17 protein-coding genes are annotated in these 19584 nt (G+C 69.8%); 9 read left to right on the top strand and 8 right to left on the bottom strand.

The annotated features are described in order from the left end of the window. Positions 1-181: 181 nt before the first annotated feature. From A5705_RS21145 to A5705_RS21135, 3 genes are all read left to right on the top strand, one after another. On the top strand, positions 182-1327 hold the full coding sequence (locus A5705_RS21145; RefSeq protein WP_068279776.1) for an exonuclease SbcCD subunit D: 1146 nt from the start codon (positions 182-184) through the stop codon (positions 1325-1327). Further along, positions 1324-3957, top strand: a complete 2634-nt coding sequence (locus tag A5705_RS21140; protein ID WP_068279774.1) for an ATP-binding protein — start codon at positions 1324-1326, stop codon at positions 3955-3957. Before A5705_RS21145 ends, A5705_RS21140 begins: the two co-directional genes overlap by 4 nt. Before the next feature lie 83 nt (positions 3958-4040). Beyond that, positions 4041-5303 (top strand): alpha/beta hydrolase, encoded by a 1263-nt coding sequence (locus A5705_RS21135; protein WP_067883014.1) that lies wholly within the window; start codon positions 4041-4043, stop codon positions 5301-5303. Here the strand turns inward: A5705_RS21135 and A5705_RS21130 are convergent. Genes A5705_RS21130 through A5705_RS21115 form a run of 4 tightly spaced genes read right to left on the bottom strand, consistent with a single transcriptional unit; the run spans position 5290 to position 10748 of the window. Next, positions 5290-7026 (bottom strand): ABC transporter family substrate-binding protein, encoded by a 1737-nt coding sequence (locus A5705_RS21130; protein WP_082956605.1) that lies wholly within the window; start codon positions 7024-7026, stop codon positions 5290-5292. The genes A5705_RS21135 and A5705_RS21130 overlap by 14 nt on opposite strands. Further along, entirely contained in the window at positions 7019-8857 is a 1839-nt protein-coding gene (locus A5705_RS21125; protein WP_068279772.1) for an ABC transporter ATP-binding protein, read from the bottom strand. Before A5705_RS21125 ends, A5705_RS21130 begins: the two co-directional genes overlap by 8 nt. Then, the gene (locus A5705_RS21120) at positions 8854-9777 is read right to left on the bottom strand and encodes an ABC transporter permease (protein ID WP_068279768.1); all 924 of its coding nucleotides are present in this window, start codon (positions 9775-9777) and stop codon (positions 8854-8856) included. Before A5705_RS21120 ends, A5705_RS21125 begins: the two co-directional genes overlap by 4 nt. Beyond that, entirely contained in the window at positions 9774-10748 is a 975-nt protein-coding gene (locus A5705_RS21115; protein WP_068279765.1) for an ABC transporter permease, read from the bottom strand. The genes A5705_RS21120 and A5705_RS21115 overlap by 4 nt, the downstream gene beginning before the upstream one ends. Positions 10749-10874: 126 nt before the next feature. Between A5705_RS21115 and A5705_RS21110 the strand changes: the two genes are divergently transcribed. Continuing rightward, positions 10875-11366 carry a carbonic anhydrase gene (locus A5705_RS21110; protein WP_068279762.1) on the top strand — a complete coding sequence of 164 codons (492 nt, stop codon included), beginning with the start codon at positions 10875-10877 and terminating at the stop codon, positions 11364-11366. A gap of 86 nt (positions 11367-11452) precedes the next feature. Here A5705_RS21110 and A5705_RS21105 read toward each other — a convergent pair whose 3' ends face one another. Further along, the gene (locus tag A5705_RS21105; RefSeq protein WP_068279759.1) at positions 11453-11872 is read right to left on the bottom strand and encodes a PaaI family thioesterase; all 420 of its coding nucleotides are present in this window, start codon (positions 11870-11872) and stop codon (positions 11453-11455) included. Between the two features lie 144 nt (positions 11873-12016). On the opposite strand from A5705_RS21105, the gene cysD reads away from it, so the two are divergent. The 3 genes from cysD to A5705_RS21090 are packed head-to-tail and all read left to right on the top strand — an operon-like array spanning position 12017 to position 15302. Beyond that, positions 12017-12946, top strand: a complete 930-nt coding sequence (cysD, locus tag A5705_RS21100; RefSeq protein WP_067882965.1) for a sulfate adenylyltransferase subunit CysD — start codon at positions 12017-12019, stop codon at positions 12944-12946. Continuing rightward, positions 12946-14787: an adenylyl-sulfate kinase gene (gene cysC, locus A5705_RS21095; RefSeq protein ID WP_068279756.1), complete on the top strand. Its 1842-nt coding sequence runs from the start codon at positions 12946-12948 to the stop codon at positions 14785-14787. The genes cysD and cysC overlap by 1 nt, the downstream gene beginning before the upstream one ends. Positions 14788-14819: 32 nt before the next feature. Then, a complete protein-coding gene (locus tag A5705_RS21090) occupies positions 14820-15302 on the top strand; it encodes an RrF2 family transcriptional regulator (protein ID WP_068279753.1) in 483 nt (160 codons plus the stop codon). Here the strand turns inward: A5705_RS21090 and A5705_RS21085 are convergent. Together A5705_RS21085 and A5705_RS21080 are read right to left on the bottom strand one after the other, a co-directional pair. Then, complete coding sequence (locus A5705_RS21085) at positions 15299-15688, bottom strand: VOC family protein (protein ID WP_067882968.1); 390 nt, start codon at positions 15686-15688, stop codon at positions 15299-15301. The genes A5705_RS21090 and A5705_RS21085 overlap by 4 nt on opposite strands. 132 nt (positions 15689-15820) lie before the next feature. Then, positions 15821-16234: a VOC family protein gene (locus tag A5705_RS21080; protein WP_067883015.1), complete on the bottom strand. Its 414-nt coding sequence runs from the start codon at positions 16232-16234 to the stop codon at positions 15821-15823. Between the two features lie 39 nt (positions 16235-16273). Here A5705_RS21080 and A5705_RS21075 point away from each other — a divergent pair, with 39 nt between their 5' ends. Then, entirely contained in the window at positions 16274-17164 is an 891-nt protein-coding gene (locus A5705_RS21075) for an LLM class flavin-dependent oxidoreductase (RefSeq protein WP_068279750.1), read from the top strand. Here the strand turns inward: A5705_RS21075 and A5705_RS21070 are convergent. Then, entirely contained in the window at positions 17161-18876 is a 1716-nt protein-coding gene (locus tag A5705_RS21070) for an NAD-binding protein (protein WP_067882970.1), read from the bottom strand. The genes A5705_RS21075 and A5705_RS21070 overlap by 4 nt on opposite strands. 169 nt (positions 18877-19045) lie before the next feature. Here A5705_RS21070 and A5705_RS21065 point away from each other — a divergent pair, with 169 nt between their 5' ends. Continuing rightward, entirely contained in the window at positions 19046-19582 is a 537-nt protein-coding gene (locus A5705_RS21065; RefSeq protein ID WP_067882971.1) for an NUDIX hydrolase, read from the top strand. Positions 19583-19584: the final 2 nt, after the last annotated feature.

Raw genomic sequence — 19584 nt, 5'->3', positions numbered from 1 at the left:
CTCCCATCCTCGGCAGAACGCAAGACAGTTGAGAAATGCTAAACGAGGTCACTCGCCGCGCGGTTCGTAATGCGAGATTCGGTTGCACGGACCTGCCGATCCACGTCCCGCGTCTTGTCGGTGTGCGGACCTAGACTTCGCGGTGCCCTGACAGCCACGAATCCGAAAGGGGGCCGCCGGGATGCGTTTCCTGCACACCGCCGACTGGCAGCTGGGCATGACGCGGCACTTCCTCGCCGGCGACGCCCAGCCGCGGTATTCGGCCGCCCGCCGGGACGCGGTGGCCGGCCTGGGCGCACTAGCCGCGGAGGTGGGCGCCGAGTTCGTCGTCGTCGCCGGCGACGTCTTCGAACACAACCAGTTGGCGCCGCAGGTGATCGGGCAGTCGCTGGAAGCCATGCGCGCCATCGGCATTCCCGTGTACCTGCTGCCGGGCAACCACGACCCGCTCGACGCGTCGTCGGTGTACACCGGCGCGCTGTTCACCGCCGAACGCCCGGACAACGTCACCGTCCTCGACCGCCCCGGCGTCCACGAGGTCAGGCCCGGGCTGCAGATCGTCGCCGCGCCGTGGCGGTCCAAGGCCCCGACCACCGACCTGGTGGCCGAGGTCCTGGAAACCCTGCCGGCCGAACCCGTCACCCGCATCCTCGTCGCCCATGGCGGTGTCGACGTCCTGGATCCCGACCGCGACAAGCCCTCGCTGATCCGGCTGGCCAAGCTCGAGGACGCCGTCGACCGCGGCCTGCTGCACTATGTGGCGCTGGGGGACAAGCATTCGCTCACCCGGGTCGGCGACAGCGCGCGCATCTGGTACTCCGGCTCACCGGAGGTCACCAACTTCGACGACGTCGAGTCGAACCCGGGTCACGTGCTCGTCGTCGACGTCGACGAAGACGACGGCGCCGTCGCGGTCGAATCCCGGCACGTCGGGCGCTGGCGCTTCGTCACCCTGCGCCGCCAGGTCGACACCGGCCGCGACATCGCCGATCTCGATCTGAACCTGGACCTGATGACGGAGAAGGAGCGCACCGTGGTGCGGCTGGCGCTGGCGGGTTCGCTGACGGTCACCGACCGCGCCGCGCTGGACGCGTGCCTGGACCGCTACGCCCGGCTGTTCGCCTGGCTGGGCGTGTGGGAACGGCACACCGAGCTCGTCGTCATGCCCGCCGACGGCGAGTTCACCGACCTGGGCATCGGCGGGTTCGCCGCCGCGGCCGTCGACGAGCTGGTGGCCACCGCGCGGGAGGGTGACGCCGAGTCCGCCGCCGACGCGCAGGCCGCGCTGGCGCTGCTGCTCCGGCTGGCCGATCGGGGCGCCGCGTGAAGCTGCACCGCCTAGTCCTGACGAACTACCGGGGCATCGCGCACCGCGAGATCGAGTTCCCCGACCACGGTGTCGTGGTGGTCAGCGGCGCCAACGAGATCGGCAAGTCGTCGATGATCGAGGCGCTCGACCTGCTCCTGGAATCGCGGGACCGCTCCACCAAGAAAGAGGTCAAGCAGGTCAAGCCGACCCACAGCGACGTCGGCTCCGAGGTCAGCGCCGAAATTAGTTGCGGCCCATACCGTTTCGTCTACCGCAAGCGGTTTCACAAGAAGTGCGAGACCGAGCTGACGGTGCTGACGCCGCGCCGCGAGCAGCTGACCGGCGACGAGGCGCACGAACGGGTCCGCGCGATGCTGGCCGAGACGGTGGACAACGACCTCTGGCACGCGCAGCGGGTGCTGCAGGCCGGCTCGACCGCCGCGGTGGACCTGTCCGGCTGCGACGCGCTGTCGCGGGCGCTCGACGTGGCGGCCTCGAACTCCCAGACTGCGGCGGCGCTACAGGGCACGGAGCCACTGCTGATCGAGCGGATCGACGCCGAGTACGGCCGCTACTTCACCCCGACCGGGCGTCCCACCGGCGAGTGGTCCGCCGCCATCTCCCGGCTGGCCGACGCGGAAGCCGCAGTGGCGGAATGCGTTTCGGCGGTGGCCGAGGTCGACGACCGGGTGCGCCGCCACGCCGAGCTGACCGAGCAGGTCGCCGCCTTGTCACAACAACGGGCCGCCGCCGCCCCGCGGCTCGTCGCCGCGCGGACCGCCGCTGAGCGGATCGCCGAACTCACCAACCAAGCGCACGAAGCCAAGCTGGTCGCCGACGCCGCCGCCGCGACGGGTGCCGCGGCGGCCGCCGCCCACGACGCTCGCGTGCGCCTGCTCACCGAAATCGAAAGCCGCACCGCGACCGTCGCCGCCGCGGCGGCCGAAGCGCAGCGGGCCGCCGACGCCCGCGCGGCGGCGGCCGCCGAGGCCGGGGCCGCTGCGGCCGCCGCCGAGGCGGCCACCCGGTTGCTGGCCGACCGGCAACGCCGCGCCGAATCCGCCCGGCGCACCGTCGATCAGCTCGCGGCCCGTGAGGAGGCCGACCGGTTGAGCGCCCGGTTGGCCAAGCTCGCGGCCGTCCAGCGGGACCGGGACCGGGTCTGCGCCGAGCTCACGGAGCCCCCCGTCGCCACCATCACCGACGAGCTGCTGCGGCGCATCGAGAACGCCGCGGCCGCCGTCGACCGCATCGGCGGGCAGCTCGCGTTGACGTCCGCGGCGGTGGAATTCATCGCCGTCGCCGACGTCGACCTGGTGGCCGGCGACGAACGGGTGTCCCTGCGGGCCGGCCAAACCTGGTCGATCACGGCGACCGGTCCCACCACCGTCGAGGTTCCCGGCCTGTTGAGCGCGCGGATCACGCCCGGCGCGACCACGCTCGACGTCAGGGCCAAATACGCTGCCGCACAAGAGGAATTAGCGGCGGCGTTGCGCGCCGGCGGCGTGGCCGACCTTGCCGTGGCGCGTTCCGCCCACGGGCGCCGCCGTGAACTGCAGGGCTGCCGCGACCAATTGGATGCCACCGTGGCCGGCCTGTGCGGCGATGAGCAGGTCGACCAACTGCGGTCCCGCCTGGCGCAATTGCGCGCCGATCAGCCCGCCGAAACCGATCTTGTGGCGCCGGACGCGGCCCGCTCCGAATCGGACGCCGCGGAGGCGGCCCGCGCGGCCGCGGCCGCGGAATGCGAGGAGCGGCTACGGACCGCGGCCGCCGCCAATGCCACGCTCGCCGAATCAGCCACGCGCGCAACGGTTTCACAGAACAACGCCGAGGCCCAGCGCGCCGAGCTGGACGCGGCCGCCGAACGGCTGGCGCAGGAGCGGGCGTCGGCGAGCGACGAGGACCTCGCGTCGGCGGCCGAAACCGGGCTGAGGGCCGCTCGAAGCGCCGAGAGCCGGGCCGCCGAGCTGGCCGACGAGCTCGCGGCCGCGGCGCCCGAGGCGGCGGACGCCGAATTGGCCGCGGCCACCCGGGAGGCCGATTCGCTGCGCGATCGTCACGAGGAGGCCGCGCGTGCGTTGCGGGAAATCGCCATCGAGCTCTCGGTATTCGGCAGCGAGGGCCGCCAGGGCAAGCTGGATGCCGCACAGACCGAACGCGAGCACGCCGCCGGCGACCACGCCCGGGTCGGTGGCCGGGCGCGGGCCGCGCAGCTGCTGCGCTCGGTGATGACGCGGCACCGCGACACCACCAGGCAGCGCTACGTGGCGCCCTACCGCGCGGAACTGCAGCGGCTCGGCCGCCCCGTGTTCGGCCCCACCTTCGAGGTCGACGTCGGCAGCGACCTGTGCATCCGCAGCCGCACGCTGGACGGCGTCACGGTGCCCTACGAGTCCCTGTCGGGCGGGGCCAAGGAGCAGCTCGGCATCCTCGCGCGGCTGGCCGGCGCGGCCCTGGTCGCCAAGGAGGACAGCGTTCCCGTGGTGGTCGACGACGCGCTGGGTTTCACCGATCCCGACCGGCTCGCCAGGATGGGGCGGGTGTTCGACACCGTCGGCGCGCACGGGCAGGTGATCGTGCTGACGTGCAGCCCGGACCGGTACAGCGGCGTCGAGGGCGCCCACCGCATCGAGCTCAACGTTTAGCGTTCGACGCCCGACGGTAATTGTCTTTAAGGTGAGTGTTCGCCGGGCTCCTCGGCGGAGCGGAACGATGGCGGGACAGGCTCATGACCATGAACGCGAAACGGCGTCGGCTGCAGGAAAAGCTGGCGGCGTTGCCCGGCGTGCGGCCCGTGCGCCGGCCCGTTTCGACCGGCAGCTCCGAGCGGTTCAACCTCTACTACGTTCGCAGCGGCCTCAAGTCGGCGCACCCGCTGGTGATCATCCCCGGAGGTCCGGGGGTGGCGTCGGTGCAGATGTACCGGGGATTGCGGCGCCGGGCCGCCGCCGCCGGCCTCGACGTCATCATGATCGAGCATCGCGGCGTGGGGTTGTCGCGGCACAACGACGCCGGCGATGACCTGCCACCCCGCGCCCTCACCGTGAACCAGGTCGTCGACGATGTCGCCGCGGTGCTCGACGACGCCCGCGTGGACTCCGCCGTCATCTACGGGACGTCGTACGGCACCTACATCGCCGCCGGGGTCGGCGTGCGCCATCCGGGCCGGGTCCACGCGATGGTCCTGGATTCGCCGCTGTTGTCCCGCCACGACATCGTGATCGTGCGCCGCGCGATCCGTCGGCTGCTGCTGCGGGGCGACAGCCCCGAAACCGCCCCGCTGGCGCCCAAGATCCGCAAGCTCGTCGACGCCGGGGTGATGACCGCCGCGGCGACACAGGTCGTCGCGACCATCTATGGCTACGGCGGTGCCGGGCTGCTCGATCGGCAACTCGACCTGCTGCTCGAGGATCGAAAGCTGTTGTGGTGGGCGATATCCCATTTCGCCACGCTGAGCAACCTGCCGTATCGGTACGAGGAGGATCTGGTGAGCCGCATCGCGTTCCGCGAGCTCGACTATGCCGCCGAACCCGACGGCCTGCCGCTCGACCCGGCCGTGGCGGAACGCGAAACCCGCACCCAGAAGGTCACGTTCGAGGACGAGCCGTACGACCTGCCGGCCGAGATGCCGAATTTCACCTGGCCCACCGTCGTGATTTCCGGGGGCCGCGATCTGATCACCCCGACGCCGGTCGCCGAGCGGGTCGCGTCCCTGATCCCCGGTTCGACGCTGGTGAAACTTCCCACCATGGCCCACAGCGCGCTGGACTTTCGCGAGCCCGCGGCGCTGGCCATCGCCGGCGCGGTGTGCCGGGGCGAACTCGACGGGCTGGCCGCCCAGGCCCCCGCGCTGGATGCCCTCCCGCCCCGGCCGGGAATTCGCTTGCTGTGGAAGGCGATCGAGTTGACCGCCGTCGCCGAGGGCGCCCTGCCGAGCCTGCCAGCGGTGCCGGCCTTCGGGCTGCTGCGGCGCCGGTTCAGCTCCGCATGAACCCGATCGCGGTGTAGTTCAGGTCGGCGAGACCGACCGCGCCGAAGTTGGCGAGCGTGCTGCGCACCGCGACGTCGCCGGGGGATTGGGTCAGCGGCAGGCTGAATCCCTCGGCCCAGATGAGCTTGTCGAGGTCGTTGGCCAACGCGCGCGCCTTGGCCGGATCGAGCTCTTCGAGCGTGCGCTCGATCGCGGCGTCGATCTCCGGGCTGCCGATCTTGCCGAAGTTGCTCGCCCCGTCGGACTGGTAGATCTGCGTCAGCGACGAGAGCGGGAACGCGTCGCCGAGCCAGCTGAACTGCGCGATGTCGAAGTCCCCTACGTTGATGTAATTGGTGAAGAAGCCGCTGCCCGACCTCGCGACGAGGTCGAGCTTGACCCCGATCTGGGCGAGGCTGTGCTGGGCGATCTGCGCGAAAACCCGGCTGCCCTGGGCGTCGTAGAACAAGTCGCGGACGACCAGCTGGTGACCGTCCTTCTCGCGGAACTGGCCGCCCCGCCTCCACCCCAGCCCGTCCAGCTCGCGGCTCGCCTCGGCCGGGTCATAGGGTGCGACGAAGCTGTTGTCCTGGTAGCCCTCCTGCCCGGCGACGTAGATGTGGTTACCCAGCGCCACCGGGTTGCTGGTGAGGCCGTACTGGACGACCTTGGCGATGGTCTGCCGGTCGATGCCCTTGGAGACGGCGACCCGCAGCGCCCTGTCCTCCAAAATCGACCCGTGGGCGCCGTTGAAGGTGAAGTGCGACCAGGCCGGGGCGGGCGCGCGACGGATCGAAATGCCTTTGGTCCGTTGGGCGATCGTCAGCTGGTCCACCGTGCCGATCCCGGTCGCATCGATCGTGTTGTTCTGCAGAGCCGGCAGCCGGGCGGCGTCATCGAGCACGAGGTAGGTGATGCTGTCCAGGCGCGGGCGCGCGCCCCACCATTTCGGGTTGCGCCGCAACACGATTCGCTGCGTGGTCCGGTCCAGCGAGGATACGATGAACGGACCGGCCGACGGGCCGGGCCCGTCGAGCTGCCCCTTGTTGAACACCTCGGGCGTGGAGGTCATGCTGGCCGGCAGCAGCATGCCGTTGCCGGCGAACATGCCGCGCCACTCGGCGTAGGGCTTGGCGAAGGTCATGACCGCCTGCCGGTCGTCCACGCCCCGGGTGACCGAGGCGACGCGGTCCGCGCCACCGGGCCCGGCGATCTCGAAGGTCTTGTCGTTTCCGCTCAGCGCGTGGATCTGGCTGGCGATGTCGCGCCAGGTGACCGGCGTGCCGTCGGACCACACGGCTTTCGGGTTGATGGTGTAGGTCACCACCTGCGGATTGGTCCCGGTGAGCTCGACGCTGGTGAAGTAGTCGGTGTCGACGGTCGTCGAACCGTCCGGCCCGATGACGAACGCGCGCGGCAGCGTCGCCTTCATCATCCCGGCGACCTCGGCCGAGTTGCCGTCGATGCTCAGGATGTTGAAGTTCGGCGGGAAGTCGCTGAGCGCGAGCCGCAGGTCGCCGCCGTCGCGCAGGGTGGCGGGGTTCTGCGGGTTGACGTCGCTGGTGCTGCCGATCGACGCGTTGGTGCCCGTCGGGGCCGTCAAGTTGATGGCCGGCGAGCATCCGGTCAGCGTCAAAGCGGCGATCACCATCAGGCTCGACACCCGCCGAGCCTGCGTCCAGAGCGCGGATTTGCCCCCGAACCGCGCCCTGAGCGCAGTCTCGGCGCGAGACGACCTAGACATACTTCCCCGGATCCGGTTGCGGCACCGCGCCCAGCAGCTGGCGCGTGTAGTCGTGCTGCGGATTGCGGAAGAGCTCCTCGCTGTCGCCCTGTTCCACGATTGCCCCCGCGTGCATCACCGCCACCCGGTGGGCCAGGTGCTTGACCACCGAAAGATCGTGGGAGACAAAGAGGTATGACAAGCCGAATTGCTCTTGCAGATCGAGCAGCAGGTTGATGATCCCGGCCTGGATCGAGACATCGAGCGCGGACACCGGCTCGTCGAGGGCCAGGATCTTGGGCTGCAGCGCGAGCGCGCGTGCGATGCCGATGCGCTGCTTTTGCCCGCCGGAGAACTCGGCGGGGTAGCGGGTCGCGTCCGCCCGGCGCAGGCCCACGATGTCGAGCAGCTCGGCGACCCGCGCGTTGGTGGCGCTCTTGTCGAAGCCGTTGGCCCGCAACGGTTCGGCGAGCAGCTCGAAGACCGGCAGCCGCGGGTCCAGGGACGCCACCGGGTCCTGGAAGACGACCTGGATGTCGCGCCGCAGCGCTCGCCGGCTCGCCGCCGTCAATGACGCCACGTCGTTCCCGAGCACCTCGATCGAGCCCGACTGCGGCGCAACCAGTTCCAGGATCTCGTGCAGCGTGGTCGACTTGCCCGAGCCGGATTCGCCGACGATGCCCAGGGTGCGGCCCTGCCGCAGCTCGAAGCTGACGCCGTCGACCGCGCGGACCTCGCCGACCGTGCGGCGCAACACCACGCCCTTGGTCAGCTTGTAGGTCTTGACCAGATCGCGCACCCGCACAACGACGGGCGAGTCGCCAGAAGCCAGCTCCGCGTGCGCGGCGGTGCTGACCCCGTAGATGTCCGCGGCGCTGCGCTCGCCAACCTGGTCGGTGCGGATGCACGCCGCCCGGTGGTCCACGCCGACGGAGATCAATTCCGGTTCCGCGGTGCGGCATTCGTCGATCACCAGCGGGCAGCGCGGCGCGAACGGGCAGCCCGGCTGCAGCCCCACCAACGACGGCGGAGCGCCGGGGATCGGCACCAGGCGGGCGCCCTGCGCGGCGTCCAACCGGGGAACGGACCCCAACAGCCCCACCGTGTAGGGCATCTGGCGGCGGCGGTAAAGCTCGGCCACGCCGGCGAATTCGACGACCCGACCCGCATACATCACCAGCGCCCGGTCGGCGAACTCGGCGACCACGCCGAGGTCGTGGGTGATGATGAGCACCCCGGCGCCGGTCACGTCGCGGGCGGTCCTGAGCACCTCGAGGATCTGCGCCTGCACCGTGACGTCGAGCGCGGTGGTCGGCTCGTCGCAGATCAACAGGTCGGGGTCGTTGGCGATCGCGATCGCGATCACGACCCGCTGCCGCTCGCCGCCGGACAGCTCGTGCGGGAACGCGCGGGCGCGGCGCTGCGGCTGCGAGATGCCGACCAGCTCGAGCAGTTCCACCGCGCGGCGGCGGGCGGCCTTGCGGCCGACGCGCGGCTGGTGCACCTCGATCGCCTCGGCGATCTGGTCGCCGACGGTGTACACCGGTGTCAGCGCCGACATCGGATCCTGGAACACCATGCCGACGGCCTTGCCGCGGAAGCGTGACATCGCCTCGTCGCCCAGTCCCAGCAGCTCGGTGTCGTGCAGCCGAACCGAGCCGCGCACGCGCGCGTATTCGGGCAGCAGGCCCACCACCGCCATCGCCGACACGGACTTGCCCGAGCCCGATTCGCCGACCATGGCCACCACCTCGCCGGGCTCGATGTGGTAGCTGATGCCGCGCACCGCGGTCACCGGTTGGCCGTCGGTGGGAAAGTCGACGGCCAGGTCGGTCACTTCCAGCAGGCTCATCGGGCGCCGCCCCGCCCCATCCCGCTGCCCGGGTCCAGCGCGTCGCGCAGCCCGTCGCCGGTCAGGTTGGCGCACACCAGGATCAGGACCAGCACACCGGCCGGAAACAGGAACACCCAGGGGAAGGTGGTCGCGGACTGGGTGCCGTTGGCGATCAGGGTGCCCAGCGACACGTCGGGCGGCTGGATGCCGAAACCGAGGAAGCTCAGGCCGGTTTCGGCCAGGATGGCCGAGGCGACGTTGAGCGCGGCGTCGATGATCAGGATCGACGCGACGTTGGGCACCACGTGGCCGAGGATGATCCGGCGGCTGGAGACACCCATATACCTTGCGGCGCGGATGAATTCGCGCTCGCGCAGGCTCATGGTCATGCCGCGGACCATGCGTGAGCTGATCATCCAGCCGAACGCGGCCAGCAGCAGCACCAGCAGCAGGACGCTGGACGACTTCTTGACCCGCGGCGTGAGGATGGCGATGAGGATGAAGCTCGGCACCACCAGCAGCAGGTCGACCACCCACATCAGCACCCGGTCGCGCCAGCCGCCGAAATAGCCGGCGATGGACCCGACGGTGGCGGCGATGCCAGTGGAGATCACCGCCACGCAGACGCCGATCAGCATCGACTTCTGCATGCCGCGCAGGATCTGCGCCAGCAGGTCCTGGCCCATCGCGTTGGTGCCCAGCCAGTGCCGGGTGTTCGGCGGCTGCAGCAGCGCGTTGAAGTCGAGGTCGTCGTAGGAATAGGGCAGCAGCGTCGGCAGCGCGTAGCAACCGACGAACAGCAGCACCAACAACGCCAGCGACGCCACCGCGAGCCGGTTGCGGGCGAACCTGCGCAACACCAGGGTGCGCCGCGAGGCGAACTCGACCTCCTCCGGGGCCGAAAGTCCCTGCGCCGCAGTGGTTTCAGCGCGCGTCATGACACCCGAACCCTCGGATCGAGCGCCGCGTAGAAGACGTCGGACAGCAGGCCGGCCAGCAGCACCACCGCGCCGGAGAACAGGGTGATCGCCGCGATGATGTTGGTGTCCTGGGCCGTGATGCCCTGCACTAGCCATTCGCCCATGCCGTGCCAGCCGAAGATCTTCTCGACGAACACCGCGCCGGTGACCAGCCCGGCCACCCCGTAGGCGAACAGCGTCGCCAGCGGTATCAGCGCGGTGCGCAGCCCGTGTTTGAGCAGCGCGCGCCGACGGGTGAGGCCCTTGGCGCGGGCGGTGCGGATGAAATCCTGGCCGAGGACGTCGAGCATCGCGTTGCGCTGATAGCGGCTGTAGCCGGCGGCGGCCATCAGCGAGAGCGTCAGCGTGGGCAGGATCAGATGCCGCAACCGGTCGAGCAACTCGTGCCAGCCGCCCGCCACGCCCGGCGACGTCTCGCCGGTGTAGTCGAACAGCTGGACGCCGAGGGCCCAGTTCACCCGGAGCGCCCCGAGGATCAACAGGTTCGCGATGACGAACGACGGCGTGCTGAGCACGAGCAGCGCCACCATCGTGACGAGGCGGTCGCTGAGCCGGTACTGGCGGATCGCGCCCCACGCGCCCGCCACGATGCCCAGCGCGGTGCCCACCACGGAGCCCACGACCAGCAACCGCAGGGTCACCCCGACGCGGCGCCACAGCGTGGAGCCGACGGGCTGGCCGGTGACGGTGGTGCCGAAGTCGCCGCGGACCACGTGCGACGCCCAGTGCGCGTAGCGGATCGGGATCGGTTGGTCCAGGCCGAGCGCGTGGGCCTTGGCGTCGATGACGGACTGCGGTGGTCGCGGATTGCGCTGCAACAGGCTGTCCAGCGGAGAGAAGGCCAAGGACGTCAGGCAATAGGTCAGAAACGACGCCAGCGCCAGCAGCACGACATAGTTCAGCAGCCGGCGCGCCAGAAACCGGATCATGGCCGCCCGTTCCGCATTGGGACAGGTTAGCGAGCCGGGAGGTGTCTTGTGATCCGGCTGATTTTCATGAGTGAATTACGGGCGGCTGGTTGCTACGTTCGGCCGCGATATCCCGAGGAGGCGCGCGTGACGGTTACCGACGACTACCTGGCCAACAACGCCCGGTACGCGAGCGGCTTCACCGGGCCGCTGCCGATGCCGCCGAGCAAGCACGTCGCGGTGGTCGCGTGCATGGACGCCCGGCTCGACGTCTACCGCCTCCTGGGGCTCAACGAGGGGGAGGCTCACGTCATCCGCAACGCGGGCGGCGTCGTCACCGACGACGTCATCCGCTCGCTCGCGATCAGCCAGCGGCTGCTGGGGACTCGGGAGATCATCCTGATTCACCATTCCGACTGCGGGATGCTCACCTTCACCGACGACGACTTCAAGCGCGCCATTCAGGACGAGACGGGGGTGAAACCGCCCTGGGCGGCCGAGGCTTTCCCCGACCCGGCCGAGGACGTCCGGCAGTCGCTGCGCCGCATCCAGAACAGCCCGTTCGTGACCAAGCACGTGTCGCTGCGCGGCTTCGTCTTCGACGTCGCCACCGGCAGGCTCGAGGAAGTCACACCGTAGCGCTGCCCCCTTCCCCGCGCGAGCAGACGCAAAAGCCCCCAATCGGGACCAAATTTGGGGGCTTTTGCGTCTGCTCGCCGCGAAAACTAGCCCACCTTGTAGGTCGCCAGGGCCTTGGCGATCAGCGTGCCCGCCGGGTCGACGATCTCGGCCTCGCAGTTCACCAGCGACCGGCCCCGCCGCAGCACCCGGCCCACCCCGATGACGTCGGTGGCGCGGGCCGGCGCCAGGAAATCCAGCGCCATCGACACCGTCACCCCGCGCAGCGAAGGGGGCGCCTCCACGCCGCACCACGCCGCCGCCATGACGGTGACGTCGGCCAGCGTCGCGATGGCACCGCCGTGGACCATGTCGCCGATGGTGACGTTGGAGGGATCCCACGGCAGCCGCAGCCGCACCTCGTCGTCGCCCAGCTCATCGGCGACGATTCCCAGTTTCGCGACCAAGGGCGATTGGGGGAGGAATTGCGCAATAACTTCGCGGCCGCTCTGTGTTCCAGTTGTCATGCGCCCATGCTTTCGCACCGGCAAGCCACCGCAAATACCCGGCAGGTCATTGACACCGGCCGGGTGGGCTGGTTGCATAGACGGCAATGACCATAAAGATGGTCAAATCGATCAGCTTTATCAAGTAAACAGTCGAGGTAGCCGATGACCAGCGCTGTGAACGCGGCCCCCGCCGCCGGCCAATACGAGTTGAGCCACCTGCGCTCGCTCGAGGCCGAGGCGATCCACATCATCCGGGAGGTGGCCGCGGAGTTCGAGCGGCCGGTGCTGCTGTTCTCGGGCGGCAAGGACTCGATCGTCATGCTGCACCTGGCGCTCAAGGCGTTCCGCCCCGGGCGACTGCCGTTCCCGGTGATGCACGTCGACACCGGCCACAACTTCGACGAGGTGATCGCCGCCCGCGACGAGCTGGTCGCCGAGTCCGGGGTGCGCCTCGTGGTGGCGTCGGTGCAGGAGGACATCGACGCGGGCCGCGTCGTCGAGACGATCCCGTCGCGCAACCCGATCCAGACCGTGACGCTGCTGCGCGCCATCCGGGAGAACAAGTTCGACGCCGCGTTCGGCGGGGCGCGCCGCGACGAGGAGAAGGCGCGGGCCAAGGAGCGGGTGTTCAGCTTCCGCGACGAGTTCGGCCAGTGGGACCCCAAGGCCCAGCGGCCCGAGCTGTGGAACCTCTACAACGGCCGGCACCACAAGGGCGAGCACATCCGCGTCTTCCCGCTGTCCAACTGGACCGAATTCGACATCTGGTCCTACATCGGCGCCGAGAAGGTCAAGCTGCCGTCGATCTATTTCGCGCACCGCCGCAAGGTGTTTCGCCGCGACGGCATGCTGCTGGCGGTGCACCGGCACATGCAGCCGCGCGCCGACGAGCCGGTGTTCGAGGCGACGGTGCGGTTCCGCACCGTCGGCGACGTCACCTGCACCGGATGCGTGGAGTCGGAGGCCTCCACCGTGTCGGAGGTCATCGCCGAGACGGCGGTGTCCCGGCTGACCGAGCGCGGCGCGACCCGCGCCGACGACCGCATCTCGGAGGCCGGGATGGAAGACCGGAAACGACAGGGCTACTTCTGATGGCAACGTTATTGAGGCTGGCGACCGCGGGCTCCGTCGACGACGGCAAGTCCACCCTGATCGGACGGCTGCTCTACGACTCCAAGGCCGTGATGGAGGACCAGTGGGCGTCGGTGGAGCGGACGTCCAAGGAGCGCGGCCACGACTACACCGACCTGGCGCTGGTCACCGACGGCCTGCGGGCCGAGCGGGAGCAGGGCATCACGATCGACGTCGCCTACCGCTACTTCGCCACGCCCAAGCGAAAATTCATCATCGCCGACACCCCGGGCCACATCCAGTACACCCGCAACATGGTGACCGGCGCGTCGACCGCCCAGCTGGTGATCGTGCTCGTCGACGCCCGCCACGGCCTGCTGGAGCAGTCCCGCCGGCACGCCTTCCTGGCGTCGCTGCTGGGCATCCAGCACATCGTGCTGGCCGTCAACAAGATGGACCTGATCGACTGGGACAAAGAGAGATTCGACTGGATCCGCGACGAGTTCCACGCCTTTGCGGCGCGCCTCGACGTCCAGGACGTGGCCACCATCCCGATCTCCGCCCTCAACGGCGACAACGTGGTGACCAAGTCGGACAACGCGCCGTGGTACGAGGGGCCGGCGCTGCTGTCGCACCTCGAAGAGGTCTACATCGCCGGTGACCGCAACCTGGTCGACGTGCGGTTCCCGGTGCAATACGTCATCCGGCCGCACACCCACGAGCATCAGGACCACCGCAGTTACGCCGGCACCGTGGCCAGTGGGGTGATGCGCCCCGGCGACGAGGTGGTCGTGCTGCCGATCGGCAAGACCACCCGGATCACGGCGATCGAGGGACCGAATGGCCCTGTGGAGGAAGCGTTTCCGCCGATGGCGGTCTCGGTGAGCCTCGCCGACGACATCGACATCTCGCGCGGCGACATGATCGCCCGCACCCACAACCAGCCCAGGGTCGCACAGGATTTCGACGCGACCGTGTGCTGGATGGCCGACAATTCGGCGCTGGAGCCCGGCCGCGACTACCTGATCAAGCACACCACCCGGACCACGCGCGCGCGGGTCACCGCCCTGGACTACCGGCTCGACGTCAACACCCTGCACCGGGACAAGGCCGCAGAGGCGTTGCAGCTCAACGAACTTGGCCGCATCTCGCTGCGCACCCAGGTCCCGCTGCTGCTCGACGAGTACACCCGCAACTCCAGCACCGGCTCGTTCATCCTGATCGACCCGAACACCAACGGCACGGTGGCCGCGGGCATGGTCTTGCGGGACGTCTCGACACAGGCGTCGAGCCCGAACACCGTGCGGCACAAGTCGCTCGTCGGTGCGGGATCCCGGCCGCGGGGCAGGACGATCTGGTTCACCGGCCTGTCGGGCTCGGGCAAATCGAGCGTGGCCATGGAGGTCGAGCGCAAACTGCTCGAAAGCGGTTTTCCCGCTTACGTTCTCGACGGGGACAACCTGCGGCACGGCCTGAATGCCGACCTGGGCTTCTCGATGGCCGACCGCGCGGAGAACCTGCGCCGGCTGGCGCACGTGGCGGCGCTGCTGGCCGACTCCGGTCAGACCGTGCTGGTGCCGGCGATCAGCCCGCTGGCCGAGCATCGCGAACTGGCGCGCAAGGTCCACGGCGAGGCCGGGCTGGACTTTTTCGAGGTCTTCTGCGACACCCCGCTCGACGACTGCGAGAAGCGTGATCCCAAGGGGCTGTACGCCAAAGCGCGGGCGGGCGAGATCGCGAACTTCACCGGGATCGACAGCCCCTATCAGCAACCGGAGCACCCGGATCTGCGGCTCACGCCGGACCGCGACGTCGACGAGCAGGCGCAGCTGGTCGTCGACCTGCTGGAGTTGCGCCCCTAAGCGCCGCGGGCGGCCAATGGCACAATCCTCACATGCGGATGTCGGCCAAGGCGGAGTACGCGGTGCGGGCGATGGTCCAGCTCGCGACGGTCGACACCGGCACGTTGGTGACGACCGACGAATTGGCGCAGGCCCAGGGCATACCGCCGCAATTTCTCGTCGACATCCTCACCAACCTGCGCACCGATCGCCTGGTGCGCAGCCACCGCGGCCGCGAGGGCGGGTACGAACTGGCCCGCCCCGGAAGCGAGATCAGCATCGCCGACGTGCTGCGCTGCATCGACGGCCCGCTGGCCAGCGTCCGCGACATCGGCCTGGGTGACCTCCCGTACTCCGGGCCCACCGCGCCGTTGGCCGACGTCTGGCGTGCGCTGCGGGCCAGCATGCGTTCGGTCCTCGAAGAAACCACCCTGGCCGACGTCGCGGCCGGCGCGCTGCCCAAGCACGTCGCGCAGATGGCCGACGACTACCGGGACCAAGAGCACGCGCGGCACGGCTCACGGCGCGGCGATTAGCCGCCCGAGCCGTAGGGCCGCGTCAGGATCTCCATGGCGTGCCCCGAGGGATCCCGGAAGTAGACCCCGCGGCCGCCGTCCCGGGTGTTGATCTCGCCGGGCCGGTTGGCCCCCGGGTCCGCCCAGTGCTCCAGGCCGCGCGAGGTGATCTTGCCGTAGATGGCGTCGAAGTCCTCCTCGGAGACCAGGAACGCGTAGTGCTGGCGGCGGATCTCCTCGCCCTCGGGCGCGTCGGCGTAATCGAGGGTGGCGCCGTGCTCGAGCGCGACCGCCATGAAGTGGCCGAACGGTTTGGGGTCGGGCAGGCCGAACAATTCGGCGAGGAATTCCGCGGATTCCCGCTTGTCGCGCGCGGCGACGATGGTGTGGTTGAAACTGATCGCCATAGTTCCCTTCTACCCCTCGGCGAGCCCTACCTCTCCCGCGAGCGTTACCCCTCGCCGCGAGGGTGCGTGTTTGTACGGCGACACGCCGTGCGGGCCGTCATTTTGCGCACCCTCGCGGGCAGACGACAGGCCCTACTTCGGCGCCGTCAGCTCCAGCGCGATGTTGTCCGGGTCGCGGAATTCCAGAATGTACGACGGCCCGATGTCTTTGACGGGCTCGTGCCCCACGCCGACCTCGTCGAGATGGGCCGCCGCGGCGTCCAATTCGGCCTTGCTGCCGACCCGGAACGCGATGTGGTCCAGGCCGCAGCGATCCTCGTCGAACCGGTCCGTCGCGACCGGCCGCAGGCCGAGCAGCGTGCCGCCGAGGTCGTAGATGACGCCGCCGAACAGGAAGCCGAACTGGTTGCGGGTGGCCTCGTCGGCGTTCTCGGGAACCTCCAGCAACACCGGCCAGCCGAAGACGCTCTCGTAGAACTGCCGGGACCGCTCGATGTCGGTCACGGTCAGCCGGACGTGCGCGATGGAGGTGCTGGTGAAACCCATCCACCTCATGCTGCCAGAATCGCGTCTGTGCAGATAGCGATGACCATGCCGGTGATGGAGCCGGACCTGGACGCGGCGGTGCTCGAGAACTGGGCCCGCGCGATCGACGACGGACCGTTCTCGTCGCTGTGCTGGGGCGAGCGGATCGCGTTCGACAACCCGGACAACCTGACGCTGCTCGGCGCGCTGGCGGCCTGGACCCGCCGGGTGCGGCTGCTGACGACCGTGATCGTGCCGCAGCTGCACGACCCGGTGATGCTGGCGAAGGCGCTGGCCACCGGCGACATGCTGTGCGGCGGGCGGCTGACGGTGGGCATCGGCGTCGGCGGCCGGCAGGAGGACTATCACGCCGTGGGCGCCGACCCGTCGACGCAGACGATGCGCGGCATGGCCGAGCGGGTGGCGGCGATGCGACGGGTGTGGGCCGGTGAAAAGCTCACCGAGTCCGTCCTGCCCGTCGGGCCGGCCCCGGTCCAGGCCGGTGGTCCGCCGCTGTTCGTCGGCAGCATCGGTCCCAAGACGATCCGCAGCGCCGCGGCCTGGGCCGACGGGCTGGCCGGCACCACGCTGGACCTCGACGTCGCCAAGCAGAACGAGCTGTTCGACGTGGCGCGCGAGGCGTGGGCGCGGGCCGGCAGGCCCAAACCGCATCTGGTGACGTCGTTCTGGTTCGCGTTCGGGACGCCCGAGCAGGCCCGCGCGCAGGTGCATCGCCACCTGCGGCGCTACATGAACTGGATACCGGCCGAGTATGTCGATGCGATGGCGCCCATTACCGGCTGGGCCGGCAGCGAGGACGAGCTGCTGGCGGTGCTACGCAAGTTCGAGGGCATCGGCACCGACGAGGTTCAGCTCATCCCGACGAGTTCGGACCCCGACCAGCTGCGCCGCGCGGCCGACGTGGCGGCCCAGCTCTCGGCACAGCTTTAGGCAGACGCCCGCTCGCCGCCGACCTCGGGCTGCTGGGGAGGCTGCCCCTTGCGCAGCGTCGCCAGCAGCTCGCGGTAGGGGCCGACGAGGTAGACGGTGTCGCCGGCGCACAGCCGCGCGTCGCGGCGCGGGTGCAGCTGGACCGGTGCGTCCTCCCGGGTGATCGCGATGACCCGGGTGTGGGTGGACAACTCGAACATGCGCAGCCCGTCGAGTTCGCTGTGGGCCGCCACGTGCATGCCGCCGACCATGAACGAGCGCTGCCCCACCCAGAACGTCCCGAGCACCTGCAGGCCCATGGCGGCGCCGATGAACCACGGCGCGGCCAGTTCGACGGTCGAGCGGACGTGATCGAAGCCGAACCGCTGCGACACGGCGGTGCCGAGCGCCCGGTCGAAGATGCGCAGCACGATCGGCACATCGGGCCGGACGACTTCGGGGATCACCCTGGGCCCCAGCATTTCTCGCAGCACGATGCCGGTCTCGATGTTGACCATGTCGTCCTGGGTCAGCACCGCGATCGCGCGGGCGTGTTCGGCCCGGGCCGACTCCAGGGTCTGGCGCAGCGTCGCGTCCCCGAAGATCACCGGCACTTCGAGGTCGGCCGCGGTCGAGAGGAAGCGGTTGTTCTCGTCCCGTTCGATGACCGCGACGTCGTATCCGGCCGCGGTCAGATCGGCGACCACGCGGCTGCCGAACGAGCCCAGCCCGACGACGATGATGTGGTTGCGCAGATGGCGCGCCTGCCGGCGGCCGGCGGAGTAGGCGAAGCGCCGCGACAACAGCAGGTCGGCGATGAAAGCGACCAGCAGCGCGGTGGTCATCACCCCGGCGAACATCAACATGATGCTGAACAGCCGCAACCAGGTGGGCTGGTGCAGGAAGCTGAAGTCGCCGTAGCCGACGGTCGCGATCGTCTCGGTGCTGAAGTACAGGGCGTCGAGCCACGTCATCCCCGGATGGGGCCGGTAGGCGAACCGCAACACGATCGTCGACCCGATCAGCAAGCCCAGCGCGGCGGCCAGCGCGCGGTAGAACATCGGGTTGACGTCGTTGCGCAGGGTTCGTAACGCGTCGAACGCGCGCCGGAGCTGGGGCGGGCGGGTGCGCACGCGCGTCGCCCGAGCGATCTTGATGCCCAGGCCGGCCAGCTCGTCGGGCGTCCCGATCATCGCGGTCCAGTCACCGGCATGCACCGGCTGGTCGCGGCCGGGACATGCCACCACCTCGCCGGGGATGGGGGAGTTCGGGCCGTGAATCACCGCCACAGGCGCCAGATCGCCGTAGATCTCGCGCAGGGTTCCGTCGCGCGGAGCCTCGCCGTCGGAGACGACGAACTTGATGCCGGCCGCCTCGAACGGGTGCGTGGTGTGGGCCAGGCACGCCTCGACGACCGACGGGGCCGCGAGGTCGGCGACGTCGAGAATCGCACCGGGGCCGTTGTGGTCGGCCACCGCCTCGCGGAGCACGTCATTGGCCAGACGCGCCACCACGCGCACGCGGGGGTTGGTTTTCCTTGCCAGCAAGGCGATTTCAAGGTTTATCGCATCGTCGTCCCCGGCGCACACGACGGCGACCGCGCGATCGGCTTCGACGTGGACGAGATCGGCGGGGCTGTTGAGCTTGACGACACTGACGCCGGCGTTGTTCAGCTCCTCGATGATCGTCGTGGCGAGTGCGTCGTCGCCGCTGACGATGATGTGCCGTCGCATGCTAGCGCGGTGAATCGCTGTCTTCACGGGTCATTGGTGCATTATTGCCGTCGGCGCGGCAAGACACGAGTTCGCGCCGCTTTGCTTACCTCACCGAAACACCGGCTCGCCCAGCACTCCACGGGAGGGCAGGGCTTCGGACGCCATCGCCGGCCGTGATACTGGCGGGGTGCCTTTCATCGAACGCGTCGCGTCGCGCGAGATCTATCGCAACCGCTGGCTGGTGATCCGGGAGGACGACATCCGCCGCCCCGATGGCAGCCTCGGCATCTACGCCGTGGTGGACAAGCCGACGTACGCGCTGGTGATGCCCTACGACGGGAACCGGTTCAAGCTCGTGGAGCAGTTCCGCTATCCCCTCGGCGCGCGGCGCTGGGAGTTCCCGCAGGGCAGCGCCCCGGATCTGGTCGACGCCGAGCCGTCCCAGCTGGCCGAGCGGGAGCTGCGCGAGGAGACGGGGCTGCGCGCGACGTCGTTCGAGGCGCTGGGCCGCATCGATGTCGCCGCCGGAATGAGCAGCCAGCGCGGCTGGGTGTTTCTGGCCACCGGGATCGTCGAGGGCGAGGCGGATCGCGAGCACGAGGAGCAGGACATGCGCAGCGCGTGGTTCTCCCGCGAGGACGTCGAACAGATGATGCGCACCGGGGTGATCGTCGACGCGCAGTCGATCGCCGCCTATGGCCTGTTTCTGCTGCGCGAGCGGTGACG

The sequence above is a fragment of the Mycobacterium sp. E787 genome, assembly GCF_001668725.1.
Lineage (GTDB): Bacteria > Actinomycetota > Actinomycetes > Mycobacteriales > Mycobacteriaceae > Mycobacterium.
This window is presented reverse-complemented; position numbering and strand designations above follow the sequence as displayed.